Origin of the sequence: Rhodohalobacter halophilus (assembly GCF_001715195.1) — a bacterium.
Taxonomy (GTDB): Bacteria; Bacteroidota; Rhodothermia; order Balneolales; family Balneolaceae; genus Rhodohalobacter; species Rhodohalobacter halophilus.
Map to the genome: position 1 here is coordinate 119,642 of NZ_MDWE01000011.1, position 21,425 is coordinate 141,066.

Genomic DNA, 21,425 nt, shown 5'->3' on the forward strand with positions numbered 1-21,425 from the left:
GATTAAATTAAAGTCGTGACTCAGTCGAAATCTCCTTTTCGGTAACGCTCTGTCAGACGCTGTTCATTCACCCGTTTTAGGCTGCCGAGAGCTTTTTCGTCCACGGCTGCAAGGGTCATTTCCCTCTTACCGAGTGCGCCCGGTGCTTTGGCGACTTTCCAGCCGCCAACGGCCATAGCTGCACGCGCCTTGGATGCGGCGCAATAGGTGGCCAATTTTGCGCTTTTTGCCGAAAATGAGTGAAGTCTGGTAAAAACGTCCGGAGTCCAGAGCTCTTCATTTACCTCTGGGGAGAACGGATCATGAAAAATATAGTGGGTCGGCTGGTCAGGGTCCGGCATCTCTTCAAACCGGCCGATAAAGAGTTGTAATGTAAGATAGTCGTTAAGGTGAAATGTGTTCAATCCGGGTTTTACCTTCTCAAAAATTTGTGGCAGAAGTTCCCGGTAACCGGTTTGATTGAGCTCATCTCCAAAATCAAAACCCTGTGCAGTCAACACATCCACGGGAAAAGCCTCAACAGAGTAGAATGTGACGCGGGGCGGATGGACAGACTTCTCAAGGTAATCCTTCAGCAGAATAAGGTTCAGGCCGGTACCAAATCCCATTTCAAAAATGTTCAACTGCTCTTTTTGGGGCAGATCATCAAGCAGTCCGGAAGTTTCAAAGAAGACAATTCTGCTTTCTGAAACAGCTCCGTTCGGATTGTGGTAGTGCTGATCAAACCGGGCCGAGTAGAGTGTAGTGGACCCATCTTTTGTTTTCGAAACGATGGGTTGATCAGGTACTGATTCCATCTTTACGCGCTTGCAACTTCATCCAGTTTCACTCCAACCAATCGGCTCACACCTGTCTCAGGCATAGTGATGCCGTACATCATTTCCGCTTTCGACATCGTTTTTTTGTTGTGCGTAATAATGATGAATTGAGTGTCTTCACTGAACTTTCGGATCATCGATGCAAAACGCTCGATGTTGGCATCATCAAGCGGTGCGTCAACTTCGTCCAAAACACAAAACGGAGAAGGCTTTACCAGGTAGATGGCAAAGAGCAGTGCAATCGCCGTCAAGGTTTTTTCACCGCCCGAAAGCTGGTTGATGCTCGACGGACGCTTACCTTTTGGATTTGCTTTGATGTCTATTTTAGCTTCCAGAGGATCTTCTGCATCCTGTTCAATCAGCAAATCACAATAATCATCTTCATGAAAAAGCGTGTTGAATACATTTTTGAAGTTCTCCCGGATCTTTTCAAACGTCTCGTTAAAGCGCTGGGTTGCTGTTTGATTAATCTCATCGATCGTCTCCCGCATCTCCTCCTCAGCCTGTCGGAGATCCTCAATCTGCTCCTCATAAAAGTCGAGGCGTTCTTTTTCCTCTTTAAACTCCTCAATAGCCAACGGGTTTACATCCCCGATTCTGTTCAGTTTTTGACGCAGCCATGCAATCCGCTCTTTGGCATCCTCCGGTTTCATATCCTCAGGGAGTGAATGTTCCACCTGATCCATCAATATTCCATAGGTTTCCCAGATGTGATCGGAAAGCGACTGGGCTTTCATCTCCAGTTTCTCATGTGCCATGGAGAGATGATGTACCAGCTCCAGATTTACATCTTTCCGTCGTCTCAGCTCCTTCAGCTCTTTCTCTATTTCGTTGATGATGCCCCGCTGCTTGCTGCTCGCCTCTTCAGCCGCTGCAAGTTTTTCATCCGCTTCCTGTTTACTCTCTTTTTTGATGGAGAGCTGTTTTTCAGTCTGCTCAATAGCATACCTATACTTTTCGATCTTCTCCTTACTCTCCGTCATCAGCTCTTTGCGGGAAGTGAGACGGCTTTTCATACTCTTAATGCCGTTCTCGGCACGTTCAATATCCCGCTCCAGGTTATGAGCTTTGTTCTTTACATCCTGGTGTTTCAGCTGCGCATCATTATATCGATTCTGAGCAATCGCCCGTTCATCCTCAAGTTTTTGCAGTACATCCTTTTTTTGCTTCTGTTGCTTACTCAGCTCTGTAATTTTCTGCTGAAGCTCTTTTTGCTGAGGGTGAAGTGCATCCAGCTCTTCCTGTGCAGAGTCTAGGTTAGATTGCAGGTTGGATTTCCGATTCTTCAGATCGTTGATATTCTTCTCATATACCTGTGCATTGGAATTCCACCGGCTCGCCTGCTGCTCAAATTGGCGGATCGATTTCTGCACCTCTTTAATTTGTCGGCGAATGGATTCGGCATCCAGAGTTTCCAGCTCTCCATTTAGCTTGGAAAGCTCGTTCTCTTTTTTGTTTAGAGACTCCTCAACTTTTTGACGATTACCTTCCAGTTTTTCGAGTTTGTCTTTTAAACCGAGGCGTACACCGGCTTGCTTATTTTTACTTCCGCTCTTCAAAAACCGGTTAGCTGTGATTAGATCACCATCTTTGGTGACAGCAGCAGAAACACCATTTTTCAAGGCGCCTTTACCCACTTCAATCGAATCGGCCAGGAGCGTGGTGCCCAGCAGCAGTTGCGCAGCTTGATCAAATTCAGAGTCGCAGTTCACCTTATGATAGATTGATTCCCCAAGCACTTCATAGTTGCTGTTCAGCTCGTTTAAGGGGATAAATGTGGCGCGTCCTTTGCTCTCTTCCTTCAAAATTTTAGAGGCCCGAATGGCGTCATCCATCGAGTCCACAATCAAAAAGTTGATCATTTCACCGAGTGCCATTTCCAGGGCCGGCGCAAGTTCTTCAGTCGTATGCAGAACATCACCGACCGGGGTTAATTTCGAAAAATTATCCGAATGGTTCTCGGTCAGATAGGTGATGGAGGAGGGGAGAGCTTCATTCGATTCCGCCAGACTCTCCATCAGGGAGATCTCCGACGAAACTGCATCTTTTCTACTTTTCAGAGAGCGTATTGCCTCCCGTAGCTCTTCTCGCTGGCTCTCAAGCTCGCGCCGTTTCTCCACAGCCTTCTCAAGCTTCACCTCTTTCTGTTCAAGTTCGCTGTTAGCTTCTTTCAATTTATCCTGAACAAGTTTCAGCTCGCCCTTTGCATTGATGACCTCCTCTTCCAGGTCTTCAATATCACGATCAATCCGCAACCGGTCATCTTCACTGTTCTCCAGTTTCGATTCAAGTTTAATGCGGTCCGACTGAAGTTTGGTGAGTTTTTTATTGACGTCACTGATCTCAATTTCCAGCTCATACAATTCATGACGTACTTTCGTAAACTTCTGCTGAACTTCGTTAAATCGTTCTTTTGAACTTGTCAGACTCTGTTCGGACTTTTCCCGTTCGTCGTCAAAATTTTCAAGCTTTTCGATACTCTCCTTTTTGAGCTGCTCGAGCTCCGTTAAATCCTTGGAGGCCTGTTCAATATCATTCTGGTGCTGCTCTATTACCCCCTCTTCGTTTACAATCTTCTCTTTGGTGATGCGCAGATTGGTCTCCATATCCCTGATGGATGCGTGGAGCTGACTTACCCTTCGTTGAGCTTCCGCCTGATTGCGCTCTTTTTCCAGCAACAGGTTTCGTGATTTCTCTTCATTTCCTTCAAGCTCTTCTACTTTTTGGGCAATTTCCTTTTTCTCCTTATCCGCGTTGTCAATCCGTTCCTGAAGCGGTTCGAGCTCATCTTTGACGGCATTGAACTGATGGAGAGTGTATCCCTGATCCAGGGAGGTCAGTTCTTTTTGATACGCTTTGGCTTTGGCAGCTTTGTCTGCCTGAATTTCAAGAGAACGTGCTTTTTTCCGAACTTCAACTAAAATATCCTCAAGCCGCTGAAGGTCTTTCATCGTCTCATCCAGCTTTCGGAACGTTTTTTTCCGCTGATCTTTATAGCGGGTTACACCGGCGGCCTCTTCAAACAGTCGCCGGCGATCATTATTCCGGTCGTTCAGAATTTCCTCAACCATTTTGAGTTCAATCACGGAATAAGCGTCTGAACTCATCCCCGTGTCCATAAACAGTTCCATGATATCCTTAAGCCGGCAGGGTGTATTGTTAATCAGATATTCGCTGTCACCGGAACGATAGAGTCTTCGGGTGATGGTTAGCTCGCTGTACTCTACGGGCAGGATACCTTTGTTGTTCACAAAAGTTAGGGAGACTTCAGCCAGGCCGAGGGCTTTCTTTTTAGCTGTACCGTTAAAAATAACGTTGCTCATGGCACTTGAGCGGAGAAGGGTAGGGCGCTGTTCCCCCAACACCCATCTGAGGGCATCCACCACATTGGATTTCCCGCAGCCGTTCGGCCCTACAATTGCAGTGATACCACTGTCAAATTTTACATGAGTTTTGTGTGCAAAACTCTTAAACCCGTGAAGTTCTAAATCGGATATATACATGTTCTAATTTGTATAAATAGGGAACGGCTGAAAATAAAAAAACATGGTATTTATACCATCGCTAAATCAGTTTGCTCAGTACAAGAAAACAGATTTGACGATGAAATACCATGTTTAAAAATAGAGGGGATCAAACTGCACAATTATACAGTCATAATCTCTTCTTCTTTGGTTTCCAGCATCTTGTCAACCATTTCAATGTATTTGTCTGTCAGCTTCTGAATTTCATCTTCCCCTTCAAAACGGCTGTCTTCAGGGAGAGACTCTTCCTGTACCGTTTTTTTGATTTCGTCATTCGCATCCCGCCGCGTATTTCGAATACTTATACGCGCTTTCTCTCCAACTTCCTTGGCATGTTTTACCAACTCTTTTCTGCGCTCTTCAGAGAGCATAGGAAGGGGAATACGAATAATATTGCCGTCGTTGTTTGGATTCAGGCCGAGTCCGGAAGACATGATCGCCTTCTCAATATCCTCCATGGATGATTTATCGAACGGTTGTACAACCAGCAGGCGGGCTTCCGGTGCAGAAACAGATGCAAGCTGATTCAATGGAGTTTGTGAACCATAGTAGTTCACTTTAATTCCGTCAAGAAGGGACGTAGTGGCTTTACCTGCCCGAATATGAGAGAGCTCTTTTTTACAAAAAGCGGCAGCCTCCTTCATCTTGTCATCGGCATCGTCAATAATCAACTGAATTTCTTCTGGTATCATGGCAGTCTGTTCAATTTAATCTGAAAGTTTACTCGCGGGTTCATGAAAATCGAACCCTAACAGCAGGTTTTTAATCAATGTGTGAATTTAAGAAAACTGCTACTCATCCCAAACAACGGTTGTACCGACAGCGTGTTCCGAACAGACAACTTTTTTGAGATTACCCTTCTCATTCATGTTAAATACAATGATTGGGGTTTCGTTGTCCCGGCAGAGGGTGAAGGCTGTAAGGTCCATCACGCTTAGCCTGCGGCGTAAAATTTCATCGCCGGTGATTCTGTCAAATTTAACGGCGTCGTTGTTCTGTTCCGGATCTGAATCGTAAATTCCATCAACACGTGTACCTTTTAGAATGACATCCGCCTCAATTTCTATGGCACGCAGCGAGGCGGCTGTATCAGTGGTGAAGTAGGGATTCCCGGTTCCGGCGCCAAAAATCACAACCCGGCCTTTCTCCAGGTGCCGGATGGCTCTTCGTCGAATATAAGGCTCGGCAATCTCCTCCATCCGGATAGCGCTCATTAGTCTGGTGTGTACCCCTTTACGTTCCAATGCATCCTGAAATGCCATGCTGTTGATCATAGTGGCCAGCATTCCCATGTAATCTCCCTGCACGCGATCCATTCCTTCTGTCGCGCCTTTCACACCGCGAAAAATATTTCCTCCGCCAATTACCACGGAAACTTCAACTCCCTCTTCCTGAACTGCCTTTACCTCGTCTGCATATTGAGAGAGGATATCCGCGTCAATCCCGTGTCCCTGTTCTCCTAAAAGTGCTTCGCCGCTTAACTTGAGCAGTATTCGCTTATATTGATTTGCCACTGGTTATTTATTTAGAAGTTCATAGATATAAAAAAGGCCACCTTTTGAAGGTAGCCTTTTTTGAAGATAAATAAATTATGCTTCGCCAAGCTGCAATCGATAGAAGTTCTTGACGAGGGGAGCATTGTTTTGCTCCAGATACTCTTTCACGGAAATTCCGTTGTCTTTCACGAATTTCTGTTCGTGGAGAACGCGTTCTTCGTAGAAACGTCGGAGTTTTCCTTTTGCTGCTTTCTCAGCAATCTCTTCCGGTTTTCCTTCGTTGATGAGTTGCTCTTTTGCAATCTCAAGTTCTTTCTCAACAACGGAAGCGTCAACGCCGTCACGTGTAGCAGAAAGCGGATTCATAGCAGCAATCTGCATCGCTATATCTTTTCCAACGTTGTCGTCAGAAAGGTCTCCGTCAAAATCTACAAGCACGCCAAGCTGATTGCCCGGATGGATGTAGTCGATCAGGGTTCCGTCCGTTTCAACGAGTACAACACGGGCGATTTCGATTTTCTCACCGATTTTACCGACCATTTGCTCCAGGTGCTTCTCAACGGTCAGCCCGTCAATTTCTACACTCATCAGATCATCTGCGCTGGTGATGTCGTTATCGTAGGCAGCATCCAAAAATGTTTTGGCCTGATTCTGGAAGTCATCATTACGCGCCACAAAATCTGTTTCGCAATTGATTTCGATAGCCGAAGCCTTTTTACGATCATCGCTGATACGGGTCAGGATCAATCCTTCATTGGCTTCACGTTCGGCACGCTTCTCAGATACCTTTTGTCCTTTTTTACGGAGAATCTCAACAGCTTTGTCCATATCGCCGTCAGCTTCTGCGAGGGCTTTTTTACAGTCCATCATGCCCGCTCCGGTTACATCGCGAAGCTTTTTTACATCTTTTGCACTAATGCTCATTGGATCAGAAAATTTTTCAGTTCGGGTTTACTCTTTGTCAGAATCGTTATCGTCTTCTTTCTCATCTTTAGCTTCAGACTTTTCTTCTTCTTTGTCTGAATCAGATGTTTTTCGACGACGCTTACGCCGTTTGGTTGTTTTACCGGCCTTGGCTTCAGCCTTCTCACTGTCCTCATCAGAACCGGAATCTTTCTTGGCTTCGGCGGCTGCTTCTTCCATCAGCTCTTCTTCTTTAATTGCTTCGCGCTCTGCATTACCTTCGATGATGGCATCGGCAATCTGAGTGGTGATCAGCTGAATGGTTCGTGCTGAGTCATCATTTGCAGGAATAATGTGATCCGGAATATCAGGATCACTGTTAGTATCCACCATAGCGATGATAGGGATATTCAGTTTCACTGCTTCATTAATCGCGATATGCTCTTTAATGGTATCCACAACAAAAATAGCACCCGGAATGCGAGTCATGTTTGCAATACCGCCAAGAGTTAATTCGAGTTTTTCGCGCTCTCGTTCGAGCATCAATCCCTCTTTCTTGGTCAGTTCATCAAATGTACCATCCTTCTTCATTTTCTCAATCTCTTCCATACGAGAGATGCTCTTGCGAACGGTACTGAAGTTGGTGAGCATTCCGCCCAACCATCTGTGAGTTACAAATGGCATCCCACAACGGATCGCTTCGGTTCTAACAATATCCTGAGCCTGCTTTTTGGTTCCTACAAAGAGAATCGTTTTTCCGGCACGGGCAAGTTTTGTAACCTCATCCAGGGCTTCCTGCAGGTAGTTGTTAGATTTTTTGAGATCAATAATGTGAATACCGTTTCTCTGCATAAAGATGAATTCTTTCATCTTCGGGTTCCAACGGCGGGTCAGGTGGCCAAAATGTGCACCTGATTTTAGTAGTTCTTCTACGCTTGCTGCTTTAGGCATGGTATTTTTGTCTTTTTTTGAGTTAGTCCTCTACACAGGTCATCCCCGATGCGCTAATCCCGTTTTAAACAGGGACACTCGGCGAAGGGTCGCTGTGTATGTGTATTTCAGGCGCCGGCCTTTTGCCGATGCCTGAGTGAGAGTTAAAAAGTTTCTTAAGTAGGAGTCGAAAGGAGGGAGCAGTGGTTAAATGTAAACCTGCAACCTGAAGTTTGGCTCTCTTATCGTTTAGAGAACTGGAACTTCTTACGAGCTTTAGGCTGACCGTACTTCTTACGCTCTACCATTCTGTCGTCTCTTGTAAGCAGTCCGTGCTCTTTCAGTACTCCGTGTACATCTTCATTCAAGTCATCGAGTGCGCGAGCGAGTGCCAGGGAGATAGCTCCAGCATGGCCGGTTACTCCACCGCCTCTAACGGTTACCTTGATGTCATACTTGCCGTCAAGTTCGGTAACCTCAAGGGGAAGACGCGCGATATTTACACGAGCCTGAGTGTTGAGGTGCTCTTCGAGCGGTTTACCGTTCACGATAAACTCACCGCTTCCTTCTTTGATGTATAAACGAGCTGTGGACGTTTTACGGCGTCCGATGTAATTTTCTTGTGTCATTATGAGAATTTAGATCTCTAAAATTTCTGGTTGTTGTGCAGTATGTGGGTGAACTGATCCTGCATATACCCGCAGATTTTTCATGATCTGTCGGCTAAGCTTATTCTTAGGCAGCATTCCTTTCACAGCTATGTTGATCAGGGATGTCGGATCTTTCTTCTGCATGTCGAGAGCAGATGTAAATGTTTCAGAACCGATGTAGCCTGTATGCTTAAAGTATTTTTTGTCAGTCAGTTTTTTGCCGGTCAGAACAACTTTTTCCGCGTTGATAACGATCACGTTATCGCCGGTATCGGCATGCGGGGTAAACTCCGGCTTATGTTTCCCACGAAGGACAGATGCAACACGCGAAGCGAGGCGCCCCAGCGGCTGATCTTCTGCATCAATAATTACCCACTTTTTATCTACAGTGGCTGATGTTGCGTTGTATGTTTTATTACTGATCGTATTCACGATATTCTCTTTGTTTTCTTGCAAAATTGGAAAGTTGAAAAAGATAAAGGGATTTATCGTGTATTGCAATACTGAATTGATTCAAAAATCATATCCAGCACTTCACTCTATTTTCACTTCACCCAAACCGCCCGGTTCCAGCCCTGAACGACCAGGAAGTGGCTGCGATGAAGCTGATTCGATTACGGCCGAACTATTTGAAAATATTATTCATCGGTTTGACATTGATTCAATATGTATACATATATATCCCTAAGAGCAAAAGGAACATGTGAGTAGTGAATTGTCAGTGTTAAAGCGATAAGTCATGTTTACAGTAAAACGAACTCTCCTTTTGTGATCATTTGAATGCAGCGTGCATTCCAAGCCGATAATAACGGTTTATTGAAAATTTAATTAATCAATGGTCATGATATGAATCGATTAAAAACAACACTGTTAACACTATTTTCAATAGCAGCTTTTTCATTGCTGATGATGTTCAATATTACAATCACGGATGGCGAGTTTGATTTTTCTCTGTGGGGGGAATCAGTTGTAGCAAATAGTATAGATAGTGAAAAAAAGTTGTCTGGATCCTGAGGATGAAGATGAATATTACTACGATAATACAAACCCCTGGGATGCAAGAAACTGTAATTTGGATGGAGAAGGGTGCCTCACATGCACATCAACTCCAACAGACCCAATTGAAAACTAATCCAACTAAAAAAGGGGGTGTTTAATGCACCCTCTATTCAAATATAATGTGGTCGGAAATATGGAAAGAATTGTTTCAAATATCCTACTGATTGTTTTTTGTTCAATAATAGTACAGGCATGTGCTAAAGAAGACAAAGCAAAGAACGGAACCATTGTTCAGTTGGAAAAAGCATCAGAACTGGATATAAATGTTACAGACAACGCGCTCGGGGAGTTTTTAGGGGAAATTGTTGTAGATGAGGAGAATGGTTATTTATACGGCGTTGATTTAAGAGCTCGAACAGCATATCGAATAGCTTTGGAAACAGGAGAGGCTACATCATTAGCCCCCGAAGGACGAGGGCCTCAAGAGTTGTCGATGCCGGTTCAGATTGCAATAGGGGATAATGGAATTAAAATATATGATAATTCCCAGAATGTGATTGCCCTTCTTAGTGGTGAATCTATAGTTGATAAATTCCCGGCTTATGGGGAGCATTCAGTTTGGGTGAGAGGATATGCAGGATACGTGTGGGGAGAAAAACTGATCACATCCATCGAAGATCCGGAAACTGTAAGAGAGTTAAATTTTGAAGAGGCTTCTCCAATCGGAATATTTGATTATCAGGAAAATGAACTTAAAAAAGTGGCCCGATTTTCACCTTCTGTGGATAAACTGGACGCTGAGTATAAGTATCCAATCATCTGGTTTGATGCTGAGAAGAATGTGATTTTGTATATGCTACGGACCGATTACACTTTGATGGGTTATGATTTAGTTATAGGGGAAACCGAAGTGATTGCCGGGCATAAGCACCCGAAGTATCGGGTTAGAAGTAAATCGGTAAATCCGGGTGGGTCATCATCTATTTCTGCGGCTATGGAATTAGGTACCAGCATGTCTCAGGTTATTGGAGTAAACCGGGTGGGGAGTAGAATTATAATAGTATGGCAAAATTTCAATGATGGATATTATGAAAGTCAGGGAGATGACTCGCCCGGCAATGTAGATTATTTCGGTGTCGGATATGATCTTTCTGAACCAGGTGATGTGGTTGAGTTTGAGCTTCCGGGTCGTTTCCTCGGTGTATATGACAACCAGTTAATGATCGAAGAAAACATGGGAGCTGCAGAGCTTGTGATCGGCTTTTACGAGTTTGATGAGTAAGTGGGCATGATGTAGAACAATTGCTTTGCCTGACGCTGCCAGGTGCTTCGCACACTGGCAGGTCCTAATCTCAATTCTCACTATGCTTTTAACTTTTTCTATTTCTGCAATTCAAAAGTTCAGCCTCTTTCGTCCGGTAAGTTTAAAACGAAGTCTTTTAAATATTTAAGTCTCACTCCTCCCAAACCGCCCGGTTCCAGCCCTGAACGACCAGGAAGTGGCTGCGATGAAGCTGATTCGATTACGGCCGAACTATTTGAAAATATTATTCATCGGTTTGACATTGATTCAATATATATACATATATATCCCTAAGAGCAAAAGGAACATGTGAATAGTGGATTGTCGGTGTTAAAGCGATAAGTCATGTTTACAGTAAAACGAACTCTCCTTTTGTGATCATGTGAATGCAGCGTGCATTCTAAACCGGTTATAACGGTTCGATAACAGTACAATTAAACAATGATCATTTTATGAAACGATTAAAAACAACACTGTTAACACTATTTTCAGTAGCAGCTTTTTTATTGCTGATGATGTTTAACGTAACCACAACGGATGAGGGTTTTGAATTAACTCTGTGTGGGGAAACGGTTTTAGCAAATGATGGTGAATGCCTGGAAGTGGAAGGAGAGGTTACACCACGGTTGTTAAATTACACCGGGGATCCAAATCATCCCTTAAATTGCAATCATGCAGGCAATGGATGTGTGCCATGTACATCAACGCCAATTCCGGAATAATGGTAATTAGAGCTAATTTTTTGTTCAGAATTACAGGGGTGGCTATAATAGCACTCCTGTTTTTTTATTCATGCAATCAAAATTCATTTGACAAAGTAAAAGATGCAAAATTGGAGAGGGTTGGTGGAATTGTTGTAAATAATCAGTTTGATCAACCTGAACTCATTATGGAGGGGCTACGTGTTGATGATGCAAAAAGTATTGCATATGGCATTGATGTGAAACATCGGCTTCCTTTTAGATTCTCTTTAAGAACAGGTGACTTTCATTTTTTAGGAAAAAAAGGAAGAGGGGCTCAAGAGCTTGCACAACCCTCACTTCTGGCAGTAATCGATGGATACATTTTAGTTTATGATACTATTTTGGATATGATCGCCTATTTGAAGGATGATGAAGTAGAAAGTAAAATTGGAGGTTTTAGTAAGCACGGTATATGGCTTCGGGGGTTGTATGGATACTATTGGAATGGCCACCTGATAACAGCAATAAAGGAGCCGGATAAATTAAATGCACTTGATTTTGATCAAGCCATCCCTATTGCATTGCTGAATTTATCTGACAGTACGCTTACTAAAGCAGGCCGCTTTTCACCCACATTAGACGAATTAGACTCCCTGCAAAAGTATCCTCTCCTTGCTTTGAATCATGATACAGGTTTGATGTATTATGTATTCCGGTCGGATTATACTGTTATGAAACTTGACTTAGAATCCGGAGAAACAACGATAGCTAGTTCGTACAAACCCTTAAAAATGCGAATAAGAACGATCTCGTTCGATCATAATAATGCATATCACTACTCTTTACATTTCTCCAAACAACTGAATGAAGACAGGGCACAGCTAATAGGTGTAGATTTGTTGAAGGATCAACTGATCGTGGTACATCAAAATATGCAGGCTGAATTTTTGGATAACAGAGATCCCAAGTTTCTCGACTATTTTGGAGTGGTCTACGACCTACCCGATCTCTCCAATCCCCGTGAATTTACCCTCCCCGGAAAGTTGCTCGGTACGTGGGGAAACCGCCTGCTGATCGAAGAGAATGATGATGTGATGGAGTACACCATCGGATTTTATGAGTTTACAGAGTAAGCGGTTATGATGAATGACAACTGCCTTGCCTGACGCTGGCAGGTCCTAATTTCACTTCTCATTAGGCTTTTAGCTGCTGCTCTTTCTGCAATTTAAAAGTTCAGCCTCTTTCATCCGGTAAGTTTAAAAAGAAGTCTTTTAAAGTTTCACTCCTCCCAAACCGTCCAGTCCCAGCCTTCAATTCCGCGGTTGTTACGGCCAATCACATAAATCGGCTTTGTAAGGTCTGCATTGTTTAATGACGTTTCTGTATATGTATGTCGGATAGCTATTTCCCTTTGGTTACCTGAAAGATTCGTATACCGTATAATATAATCCTGTATGTCACTTTCGGGAAGTGGATTCCAGCTTACGTCTGTTATATTGCCTTGCCACCTGGTTATATCCAGTCCGGTTACTTTTGATGGAGCATTGGCCAGCATCATCAGCGTAGCGGTTGTGGATCGAGAGACTTCCTGAACCAATCTGTGATTGATCGTCTCAAGCCGGTCGGTCGTTTGGTGATAGTTTGGATTACCCAAAATCGGGTAGGATCCGATTCCCCCGAGAACGTCACCGTATGCATCAAAGAATACATGTGCATCGGTGTTTCGGTAGTAGCGCGAATCGTATGTGATCAGGTCGGTAAATAACATGGCACCGGAGTGCTGCACATTTTTAATTCCGTGATTCGAAAACCGGATGGTGTTGTCGAGGCGGTGATGTCGCGTCCACCCCATCATGTCGTTGTTTACCACACCCTGAGCCCAAAGTCCTTCCTCTTCAGCTAAGCGAACAAACTCACGGGCTCCAAGTAATCCGGACTCTTCTGCCGTTAATGAAGCAAAAATAATCGTGGCCGGCTGGGGATTATTTGCCAGCACACGAGCAGCTTCCAGAAGTACGGCCGTACCCGATGTGTTATCATCTGCACCCGGACTGTGCTGCACGGAATCAAAATGGGAGCTTAAAATGTAAACCACTTCGGGATGTTCAGTTCCTTCAAGGCGGGCAACAACATTGGCCGTTTCAATATCCCCGGATGGGTTGAACCACTGCAGCTCCGGCTCATATCCAAATGATTTCAGTGTTTGGTAAATGTATTCGATCGCTTTTTGATTGCCGGGCTGACTGATATGCTTCGACCCGAAATCGTAGAGATCTTTTTGATAGTGATAGAGTCGTGTCAGGTTGATCTCTTCGGTCAGCTCTTTCACAGAGTCCTGAATCGGTTCAAACATTTTTTCCGCATTGGCCAACAGCTCCTGTTCACTTCTCAGGTTTGCCTGAAGGCGCTCAATCAGTGTCTCTTTTGAGATTTTATCTCCAATCCTGACGAGGTATACACCCTGTTCCGGAGCAATTGTGTCGCCGCCGCGTTGAGCTACAACCAGCAGTTTGGTGCCATCCGGGCTTGGCATCCAATCATTCTCCATCGATACGGTTCGGATACGGTTGTTGTGGAAAAGCCTGTAAAAATCTTTTGTGTTGACATCATAAATGTGGGATCGGCGATGCCGGGATTCGCCCATCATTCCCACTACTTTCTCGTCATTCAAAAAGTGCGGAAAAAGTTCGTGCTGAATATCAAATGAGAGCTGTTCGTGCGTTCCATCTGCGGTGTGAACCATATGGAGATTCCAGCTGATTCCCTCGCGCAGCATATAGGCCAGTTTACTGCCATCGGGCGAAAGTGCAGGGTTCTGAATCGGTTCACTTGATGAAACCATCTCGATGGCTTCGAGTGATCGGCTGTTTAGGTCCACACTGTGGATTGCGGTGTCACCGTCATCATTAACCATAAATGCCAGGCGATTTCCGCTGGCTGAGAGAGTCGGAGCCTGTCCCACCCATGTATTTAATTTACCTTGTTCCAGGCTGAATAGGATTATTCCGTTTTTGATATCATAGCTGTGCCGCTCGATTTTTGCCGGTAAAGGAAATGGGGAGGAAGTGTAGGTGTTAAAAACTACGCGGTCACTGCCGGCTACAGGCAGCGGGGTATCAAAAAAACCACGCTCTGTTGTGATCTGGGTAAGCGCCCCATCCTCAATGTTGACTGTAAAAATATGGCTTCGATCGGCTTGATCCGGATTGAGGCCTGAAAACCAAAGCAACCCGTCCTCATCAAAAGAGGGCGTCCGTAGAATTAAGTTTCCGGTATCAATTTTGTCGGTTGATCCGGATTGAAGATCAAAACGATAGAGCGAAGTGTTTAAAGAGGCTTCGTACTGTATTTCTCCGCGCAGCCGATTGATTTCAGCCCGATTTCTGGCATTGAACGCCTCAGATAGTTCGTTTTGAAGGCGCCCCAGCTTTTGAGTGGCTTCCGTTCCAAAAAAGATCGCATGCCTGCTATCCGGAGAAAATTGAAGGTCGGTTCCTTCAACAGTGTGAAGATGCTCCACACCCGATTCCGTAATTTTACCGATTTTCATGACCGGGCCGTTACCGGTCAGATCATTCCACATAAAATGGGTGTTATCCGGACTGAATACCGGATTTCGCCCGTCCTCGCTAATTTCATGAACTTTGTATATCTCACCGGTTAGTTTGGCAATGTCATCAAAATAGAGATCTGCGTCCGGCCCGTTCAGGATCTCCAGAAAATCCTCAATGGCACCGATGTAGTTACCGGCATCCCATTTCAGATATCCTTCCAAGTATGGGCTGTTTGGATCTGGAGTCTGAGCCTGGGTTGAAATTGAAAATAGGATTGTGGCAAGAAAAATAGTTGTGGTAAACAGTCGGATCATCTATTCGGAAATCTTGATTAAGGGTTAACCGAATATATCCGAGTGAGTTGTAAAATCCTTATAAGAAATAGGTTCGGGAATAATATCCGTTAGTCAGGCTTTATGAGGTATGGTAAAGGTATAGGACGTTCCTCCACCGGTCGGTGAAGAAACACTCAGCTCAGCTTTGAGATTTTCCGCAAACGTACTGATGAGCATTGCGCCGAGTCCGTTGCTTTCATCAGGATTGAAATTTGAAGGAAGTCCCGGGCCATTGTCCGAAATGGTCAAAAGAAAGTGGCTTCCTTCGTTTTTGAGAGAGATGGTCAAAACCCCGGTTTTGTCTCCCTGCAGCCTAAAGGCATGTTTAAATGAGTTGACAACCAGTTCGTTTACCAGCAAGCCGCAGTAGATAACTCTTTTTGAATCGATGTAAACCCGGTCCAGATCAAAAGTAAGAGTCACTTTTTTATTTATTTCTGCAAAGGTGGAATGAATCGATTCAGCTAAATCTCTGATGTAGATGTCTAGCTGAATTTCCGACAGTGATTCAGTTTTGTAAAGCTTATCGTGGATTAATGCAATGGATTGAATTCGAGACTGGCTGTTCTGCAAAATCCGGATGGTCTTTTCATTTTCAGTGCTGTATGATTGCATTTCGAGCAAGCCGGAAACAATGGAGAGAGAGTTCTTAACCCGGTGGTGAATCTCTTTGAGAAGGAGCTCTTTTTGTTTGAGTGAGAGCTTTATCTCTTTCGTTTCAGTTTGAACACGATACCTTTGAAAGAGATAGATGATTAGGCTCAGTACGGCTATTCCAAGCAGGCTCCAAAATATCAGGCGAAGATAGTATGCAGGCAACCCGACGTAGTTTAGATCATCCGGGGTGCGCAGAAAAAGTTTGTAATTCTTTTCATCGGGTACTTCCGGATTGTACTCTGTGATGATGCCCCGAACCCCAATTTCATCCCCTACATTCAGTAGGTCAAATTTGAAATCTGAGAACATGAAATGAAAATTGGAGACATAGATCATCATACTTCCGGAATGATCCTCAGGGGAGATCGTGACGTACTTTCCGTTAAACGTACTCCCTTTTTCGGTGATAATCCCTTGCCCTTCAACCAAAACACCAAGGAATTTTGCAGGTTCATCGATTGCATCATTAAGGTGTAAGGGTTGCAGGTGTTTTCGAGTTTGAAAAACCCGATAGGAGTCTGCATCAACCTCAACAAGCCCGTTATAGGTATCAATTTTACCCCATACAAAGAGGCTGTCTCCCGGGGCAATAGGTTCTTCAATGTTGTATGAAAATATGGAGATACCGGACGAATTATTTTGGATAAAAACCTGAAGATATTGCTCATGAAATAGTCCGCTTGCTGAATTTGCAATTCCGGTAACGGTAACGTTCTCGCCCAGAAAATCGGGTATCCAATCATTATCTGCATCAGTTCTTATCTGCTCAAATGTCCAGGTTGTGTCAGTTTTACTCTGCCCATAGGAGACAGAAACAGGGAGGAGGAGGATGATTATGCAAAGGCAAGTTAAATGTGTGATGATCAGCTTTTGAAGCGGATAATTCATTCGGGAGCCTGTAGTAGATGTAGATAATTTTTAAGCGGATGTGTCAATTTAGTAAAAAACTTTGTGAATTATTACAGTGCATTCACTTTGCCCGGCTAATTAGTCGGAAGTTAAAAAAAGCGTTTTTCAGATCAATCGATCAATTTTTGTCATAGATTTGACAAAGATATTATCTCAAAAATCCCTTATTTTAAGACGATAGAAAAAGTAAGACTTTTAACATCTTGAAAGCACAGAGGATTTATGACAACTGACAACCCACTCAAAAAAACCAGGATTCCGTTTAATACGGGTTCGGGAGAGGCGAATCTCTATAGCCTGAAAAAGCTTGAGGATCTTGGATACGGTAACATCAGTAAATTGCCGTTCTCCATCAAAATTTTGCTCGAAGCGGTATTGAGAGAGTGCGACGGATTTGCAATTACAGAAGACGATATTAAAAAACTGGCAAATTATGATGCCAAAAACCCATCCGGGGAAATTCCATTTAAACCGTCACGGGTAGTTTTGCAGGACTTTACCGGTGTGCCGGCTGTGGTTGACCTCGCCGCACTCCGATCTGCTATGAAGCGAATGGGCGGAGATCCAACCTCCATCAACCCGCAGGTTCCTGTAGATCTGGTGATTGACCACTCTGTACAGGTAGATATGTTTGGCCAGGAGTATGCCTTCATGTTCAACGTTGAGAAGGAGATGGAGCGTAACCGTGAGCGATATGAATTTTTGAAGTGGGGGAAAGAGGCATTTGATAACTTCCGTGTGGTGCCTCCGGGACGCGGAATTGTGCACCAGGTGAACCTTGAATACCTGGCAAAAGGAGTATTTACACGAAAAGAAGATGACGGTTCAACCGTAGCCTATCCTGATACGCTGGTGGGAACAGATTCTCATACTACGATGATTAACGGACTCGGTATTCTTGGATGGGGAGTTGGCGGAATTGAAGCGGAGGCTGCCATGCTCGGCCAGCCGATTTCCATGCTTGTTCCTGAAGTGGTTGGGATGAAACTGACCGGCAAACTTCGTGAAGGAATTACCGCAACAGACTTAACTCTTACGGTAACACAGATGTTGCGTGAACACGGAGTGGTAGGAAAGTTTGTTGAGTTTTACGGGGACGGTATCAGCAACATGAGCCTGCCCGACAGAGCTACTATTGCGAATATGTCGCCGGAGTATGGAGCCACGATGGGTTTCTTCCCGGTTGATGAAGAGTCTCTCCGCTACATGAAGCGTACCGGCCGATCGCAAGAATTGGTTGATCTGGTTGAAGCTTACACCAAGCAGCAGGGACTGTTCAGAACAGATGATACCCCGGATCCGGAATTTACTTCTACGCTTGAGCTGGATCTAAGCACGGTTGAGACCTCACTTGCAGGTCCAAAGCTGCCTCACGACCGTATCAAATTGAATAACATGAAGAAGGCATTTGAAATGTCTCTGACCAGTGATAACCCAACAATGGGCTTTAATCTGGCACAGGAAAAACTGGCCAATAAAGGCGTTTATAAAAACGGTCAGGAAATTGAGATGAAACACGGTGATGTGGTGATTGCCGCGATCACTTCCTGTACCAACACGTCAAATCCAAGCGTGATGCTGGGTGCAGGTATTGTGGCCAAGAAAGCGGTTGAAAAGGGGCTGAAGGTTCCGGCCTATGTGAAAACGTCACTCGCTCCGGGCTCTCGTGTGGTAACGGAATACCTGAAAGAAGCAGGGCTGACAGAGTATATGGATACCCTCGGTTTTAACCTGGTAGGCTATGGATGCACTACCTGTATCGGTAACTCCGGCCCACTCCCGGAAGCTGTTGAAAAAGCGATTAAAGAGGGTGATCTGATTGCTGCAGGTGTACTTTCCGGAAACCGTAACTTCGAAGGGCGTATCCATCCGTGGGTGAAAGCAAACTACCTGGCATCACCGCCACTGGTTGTTGCATATGCTCTCGCCGGAACCGTGGATATTGATCTGGCCAGTGAGCCGATCGGTAAAGACAAGGATGGAAATGATGTATATCTGAAAGACATCTGGCCAACAACCGACGAGATTGCCGAGCACCTCGATGCCGCAATTCGTCCGGAACTGTTCGACGAAATGTACAGCGACATTTTTGAATCAGAGACCTGGGATGATATTCCGGTTTCAGGCGGTGATCTGTTCAACTGGAGTGAAGAGTCTACATACATTCAGGAGCCTCCGTTCTTTGTGGGCATGAGCGAAGATCCACAGCCGATCAAGCCGATTAAAGGCGCCAAGGCCTTGGTGAAAGTGGGGGATTCCATCACAACCGATCATATCTCACCTGCCGGTAACATTGCCGAAGATTCTCCTGCAGGTAAGTATTTAATTGAGAATGGAGTAAAACGGGAAGATTTCAACTCGTATGGCTCACGTCGTGGAAATGACCGAGTGATGACCCGCGGTACGTTTGCAAATGTTCGCTTCAAAAACCAGCTGGCTCCCGGTACAGAGGGTGGGTTTACTACCTATCACCCAACCGGTGAAGTGACTACGATTTATGAAGCATCACTGAAATACAAAGAGTCGGGAACTCCTCTGGTTGCACTGGCAGGCACACAGTACGGAACCGGATCATCCCGTGACTGGGCTGCGAAGGGAACCAACCTGCTTGGAGTGAAATGTGTGATTGCCGCTTCTTATGAGCGAATTCACCGTTCAAACCTGATCCAGATGGGCGTACTTCCGCTGCAGTTTAAGGATGGTCAGGATGCTGACTCACTCGGGCTGGACGGAACGGAAACGTTTGACATCCACGTGGATAACAACGTGAAAGCCGGAGACGAAATCAAAGTAACGGCAACCAAAGAGAGCGGTGAGGTGATTGAGTTTACGACCGATTGCCGAATTGATACTCCGGTTGAAGTGGACTACTACCGAAATGGCGGTATCCTCCACACCGTACTTCTTGATTATCTGAAAGAGAACAAGAAGTAAATCGATTACCGGATCCTTACGGATTCAAATAAAATTAAAACCTCCGCAGTGTTAAAACCGCGGAGGTTTTTTTATTAAAAGCTTCTTGCCAATTACATAGAAAGTATTTATTCCCCGATCGGTACAAAAACACTATGTGCACCCATATCACCATTTTTTGATAAAATAGCCAGATACAGATAGATCTCTTTCCCTTTCATTGAAGCGGGCAGGGCGAGTTCGGCAAATTCATCAGCTCGCACAAAATCATGAATAGAATATGCGGCAATTTTTGCTCTGTTTGTGATGGTTAAAATTAAAACTCGGTCGGTTCCCCTGGCATTTCCTTCTCCACTGTTATCACTCCAGGTAAGATGAATCTTCTCTGCATCTGAATCTCTTTTCAGTTCTGCAATGGGAGATTCAACCTGTTTTAAAATGCCCGTCGATAAAATTAGTTCAGGATAGTTGATGACCGGACCTTCGTCAGATTGTTGAATAGCCGATTTCATGTTGTATGAAATAAAGGCACCCCTCCGGGTTTTCTCCTTTACATTCCGAAAAGAGACGTTGATAAATGGATTTAGCCTTGCGGCCATCGATGAAGCCAGGCCAAATCGGTTTCTGTTCGCCTGCTGTTTCTTAGTGCGGGGATTTTTCATGGTCGTTGGAGCTGATTTTATATAAAACGTATCGCCCCGTTTTACCCCAACCACATTTCCAATTTTCCCTCGAAATCCTCCAAATATTCCATCCGGTAATTTAGCCATAGTTCTTGATCGTTTTATTCAATATACCTTGCAGCAGGCAGTGACTCTACACCATAGAACCTGATGCCTCTTGTACACTGCAGATTAAAAAATTAACAGCATTAGTTCAATTCAAGCTAAGGAGTCTTTGGGGTTGTTCTTCAGGTACTTTAATAATTATTCCAATTCAAATAGTTATCAACTCCAACTCGATAACAGTGTTAACACGGAGTTGATACGGTATTGTCACGGTGTAAACCGGAATCGGATGTGAACTCGAAGTATATGATGACTTGCAATGCGATATGCTAAAATAGCCGGAGTTTGTGATTTAACGATTCAGATTTTCACGAAAAACCGGCAAGAGAAAAAAGTGATTGAGTAACTTGGATTATTAAGCTTTATAAACACTCATGAGGAAGTGGAGTGGGGGGGGGGACTCTCGAATTGAAAAGTTCTGAGGTAAAAAATAAAAAGAGCTCATTAGATATTAATGGTTGGCTGCAACTGTTAGACAATGTTCGGCGGGTGCTTTTTTTAAATATATGCACGGATTTTAGAGATAAACGCTATCAATTAGAATACTCATTTTAATGAAAAGAGATATAAACCTGATCAAAGAAATCCTTATTGAAATTGAAGAGTCCGGAGCACCAAAAGAGAGTTTAGATGTTGAAATTCAAGGCAGATCACCAGAAATAGTTTCTTATCATATCATGCTCATGAAACAAGCGGGGCTTGTTGAAGCGGAAGATGTATCGGGTAGCAATTCATTTGGATGGATTCCTATATCCCTCACCTGGCAAGGCCATGAGTTTCTGGATGCAATCCGGAATGATACGGTTTGGGAAAAATTGAAGGCTAAACTAAAGGAACAGGGTGGGAATATTCCATTCCATGTAGTAAAAGAACTTGCGGCTGTTTTCTCAAAGGATCTGCTCACGTAGATTCAACCGTTTCCAAAAGTAGCATTTCACCCTTTTTTTCGAAATATTCAGGTTG

General features: G+C 44.3%; 17 protein-coding genes. 6 read left to right on the forward strand and 11 right to left on the reverse strand.

The window, feature by feature from the left end; translation table 11 throughout:
- Positions 1-20 precede the first annotated feature (20 nt).
- The 8 genes from mnmD to rplM all read right to left on the reverse strand — a co-directional run bounded on the left by mnmD (position 21) and on the right by rplM (position 8,753).
- Positions 21-797 carry a tRNA (5-methylaminomethyl-2-thiouridine)(34)-methyltransferase MnmD gene (gene mnmD, locus BG260_RS04075; protein WP_069130658.1) on the reverse strand — a complete coding sequence of 259 codons (777 nt, stop codon included), beginning with the start codon at positions 795-797 and terminating at the stop codon, positions 21-23.
- 2 nt (positions 798-799) lie between these two features.
- Positions 800-4,321 carry a chromosome segregation protein SMC gene (smc, locus tag BG260_RS04080; protein ID WP_069130659.1) on the reverse strand — a complete coding sequence of 1,174 codons (3,522 nt, stop codon included), beginning with the start codon at positions 4,319-4,321 and terminating at the stop codon, positions 800-802.
- A gap of 143 nt (positions 4,322-4,464) precedes the next feature.
- Complete coding sequence (frr, locus tag BG260_RS04085; RefSeq protein ID WP_069130660.1) at positions 4,465-5,034, reverse strand: ribosome recycling factor; 570 nt, start codon at positions 5,032-5,034, stop codon at positions 4,465-4,467.
- Between the two features lie 99 nt (positions 5,035-5,133).
- Entirely contained in the window at positions 5,134-5,856 is a 723-nt protein-coding gene (gene pyrH, locus BG260_RS04090) for a UMP kinase (protein WP_069130661.1), read from the reverse strand.
- A 75-nt stretch (positions 5,857-5,931) separates the two neighbouring features.
- A complete protein-coding gene (gene tsf, locus BG260_RS04095; RefSeq protein ID WP_069130662.1) occupies positions 5,932-6,762 on the reverse strand; it encodes a translation elongation factor Ts in 831 nt (276 codons plus the stop codon).
- Between the two features lie 27 nt (positions 6,763-6,789).
- Positions 6,790-7,692 carry a 30S ribosomal protein S2 gene (gene rpsB / locus BG260_RS04100; RefSeq protein WP_069130663.1) on the reverse strand — a complete coding sequence of 301 codons (903 nt, stop codon included), beginning with the start codon at positions 7,690-7,692 and terminating at the stop codon, positions 6,790-6,792.
- Between the two features lie 221 nt (positions 7,693-7,913).
- Positions 7,914-8,300, reverse strand: a complete 387-nt coding sequence (gene rpsI, locus BG260_RS04105) for a 30S ribosomal protein S9 (protein WP_069130664.1) — start codon at positions 8,298-8,300, stop codon at positions 7,914-7,916.
- A 9-nt stretch (positions 8,301-8,309) separates the two neighbouring features.
- Positions 8,310-8,753 carry a 50S ribosomal protein L13 gene (rplM, locus tag BG260_RS04110; protein ID WP_069130710.1) on the reverse strand — a complete coding sequence of 148 codons (444 nt, stop codon included), beginning with the start codon at positions 8,751-8,753 and terminating at the stop codon, positions 8,310-8,312.
- A gap of 556 nt (positions 8,754-9,309) precedes the next feature.
- Between rplM and BG260_RS14130 the strand changes: the two genes are divergently transcribed.
- From BG260_RS14130 to BG260_RS04125, 4 genes are all read left to right on the forward strand, one after another.
- Positions 9,310-9,453, forward strand: a complete 144-nt coding sequence (locus BG260_RS14130; RefSeq protein WP_176719427.1) for a hypothetical protein — start codon at positions 9,310-9,312, stop codon at positions 9,451-9,453.
- Positions 9,454-9,615: 162 nt separating this feature from the next.
- Positions 9,616-10,602: an NHL repeat-containing protein gene (locus tag BG260_RS04115; protein WP_141691510.1), complete on the forward strand. Its 987-nt coding sequence runs from the start codon at positions 9,616-9,618 to the stop codon at positions 10,600-10,602.
- A 473-nt stretch (positions 10,603-11,075) separates the two neighbouring features.
- A complete protein-coding gene (locus BG260_RS04120; protein ID WP_069130666.1) occupies positions 11,076-11,345 on the forward strand; it encodes a hypothetical protein in 270 nt (89 codons plus the stop codon).
- Between the two features lie 20 nt (positions 11,346-11,365).
- Complete coding sequence (locus BG260_RS04125; RefSeq protein WP_141691511.1) at positions 11,366-12,439, forward strand: hypothetical protein; 1,074 nt, start codon at positions 11,366-11,368, stop codon at positions 12,437-12,439.
- A gap of 146 nt (positions 12,440-12,585) precedes the next feature.
- On the opposite strand, the gene BG260_RS04130 is transcribed toward BG260_RS04125, so the two are convergent.
- Together BG260_RS04130 and BG260_RS04135 are read right to left on the reverse strand one after the other, a co-directional pair.
- On the reverse strand, positions 12,586-15,174 hold the full coding sequence (locus BG260_RS04130) for a M20/M25/M40 family metallo-hydrolase (protein ID WP_069130668.1): 2,589 nt from the start codon (positions 15,172-15,174) through the stop codon (positions 12,586-12,588).
- Between the two features lie 93 nt (positions 15,175-15,267).
- Positions 15,268-16,740, reverse strand: a complete 1,473-nt coding sequence (locus tag BG260_RS04135; protein ID WP_069130669.1) for a sensor histidine kinase — start codon at positions 16,738-16,740, stop codon at positions 15,268-15,270.
- A gap of 243 nt (positions 16,741-16,983) precedes the next feature.
- Here BG260_RS04135 and acnA point away from each other — a divergent pair, with 243 nt between their 5' ends.
- Complete coding sequence (gene acnA, locus BG260_RS04140) at positions 16,984-19,695, forward strand: aconitate hydratase AcnA (RefSeq protein ID WP_069130670.1); 2,712 nt, start codon at positions 16,984-16,986, stop codon at positions 19,693-19,695.
- Positions 19,696-19,802: 107 nt separating this feature from the next.
- On the opposite strand, the gene BG260_RS04145 is transcribed toward acnA, so the two are convergent.
- Positions 19,803-20,444, reverse strand: coding sequence for a DUF6266 family protein (locus BG260_RS04145; RefSeq protein ID WP_069130671.1), 642 nt, complete (start codon positions 20,442-20,444; stop codon positions 19,803-19,805).
- A gap of 572 nt (positions 20,445-21,016) precedes the next feature.
- On the opposite strand from BG260_RS04145, the gene BG260_RS04150 reads away from it, so the two are divergent.
- Entirely contained in the window at positions 21,017-21,370 is a 354-nt protein-coding gene (locus tag BG260_RS04150; protein ID WP_069130672.1) for a DUF2513 domain-containing protein, read from the forward strand.
- Positions 21,371-21,425 lie beyond the last annotated feature (55 nt).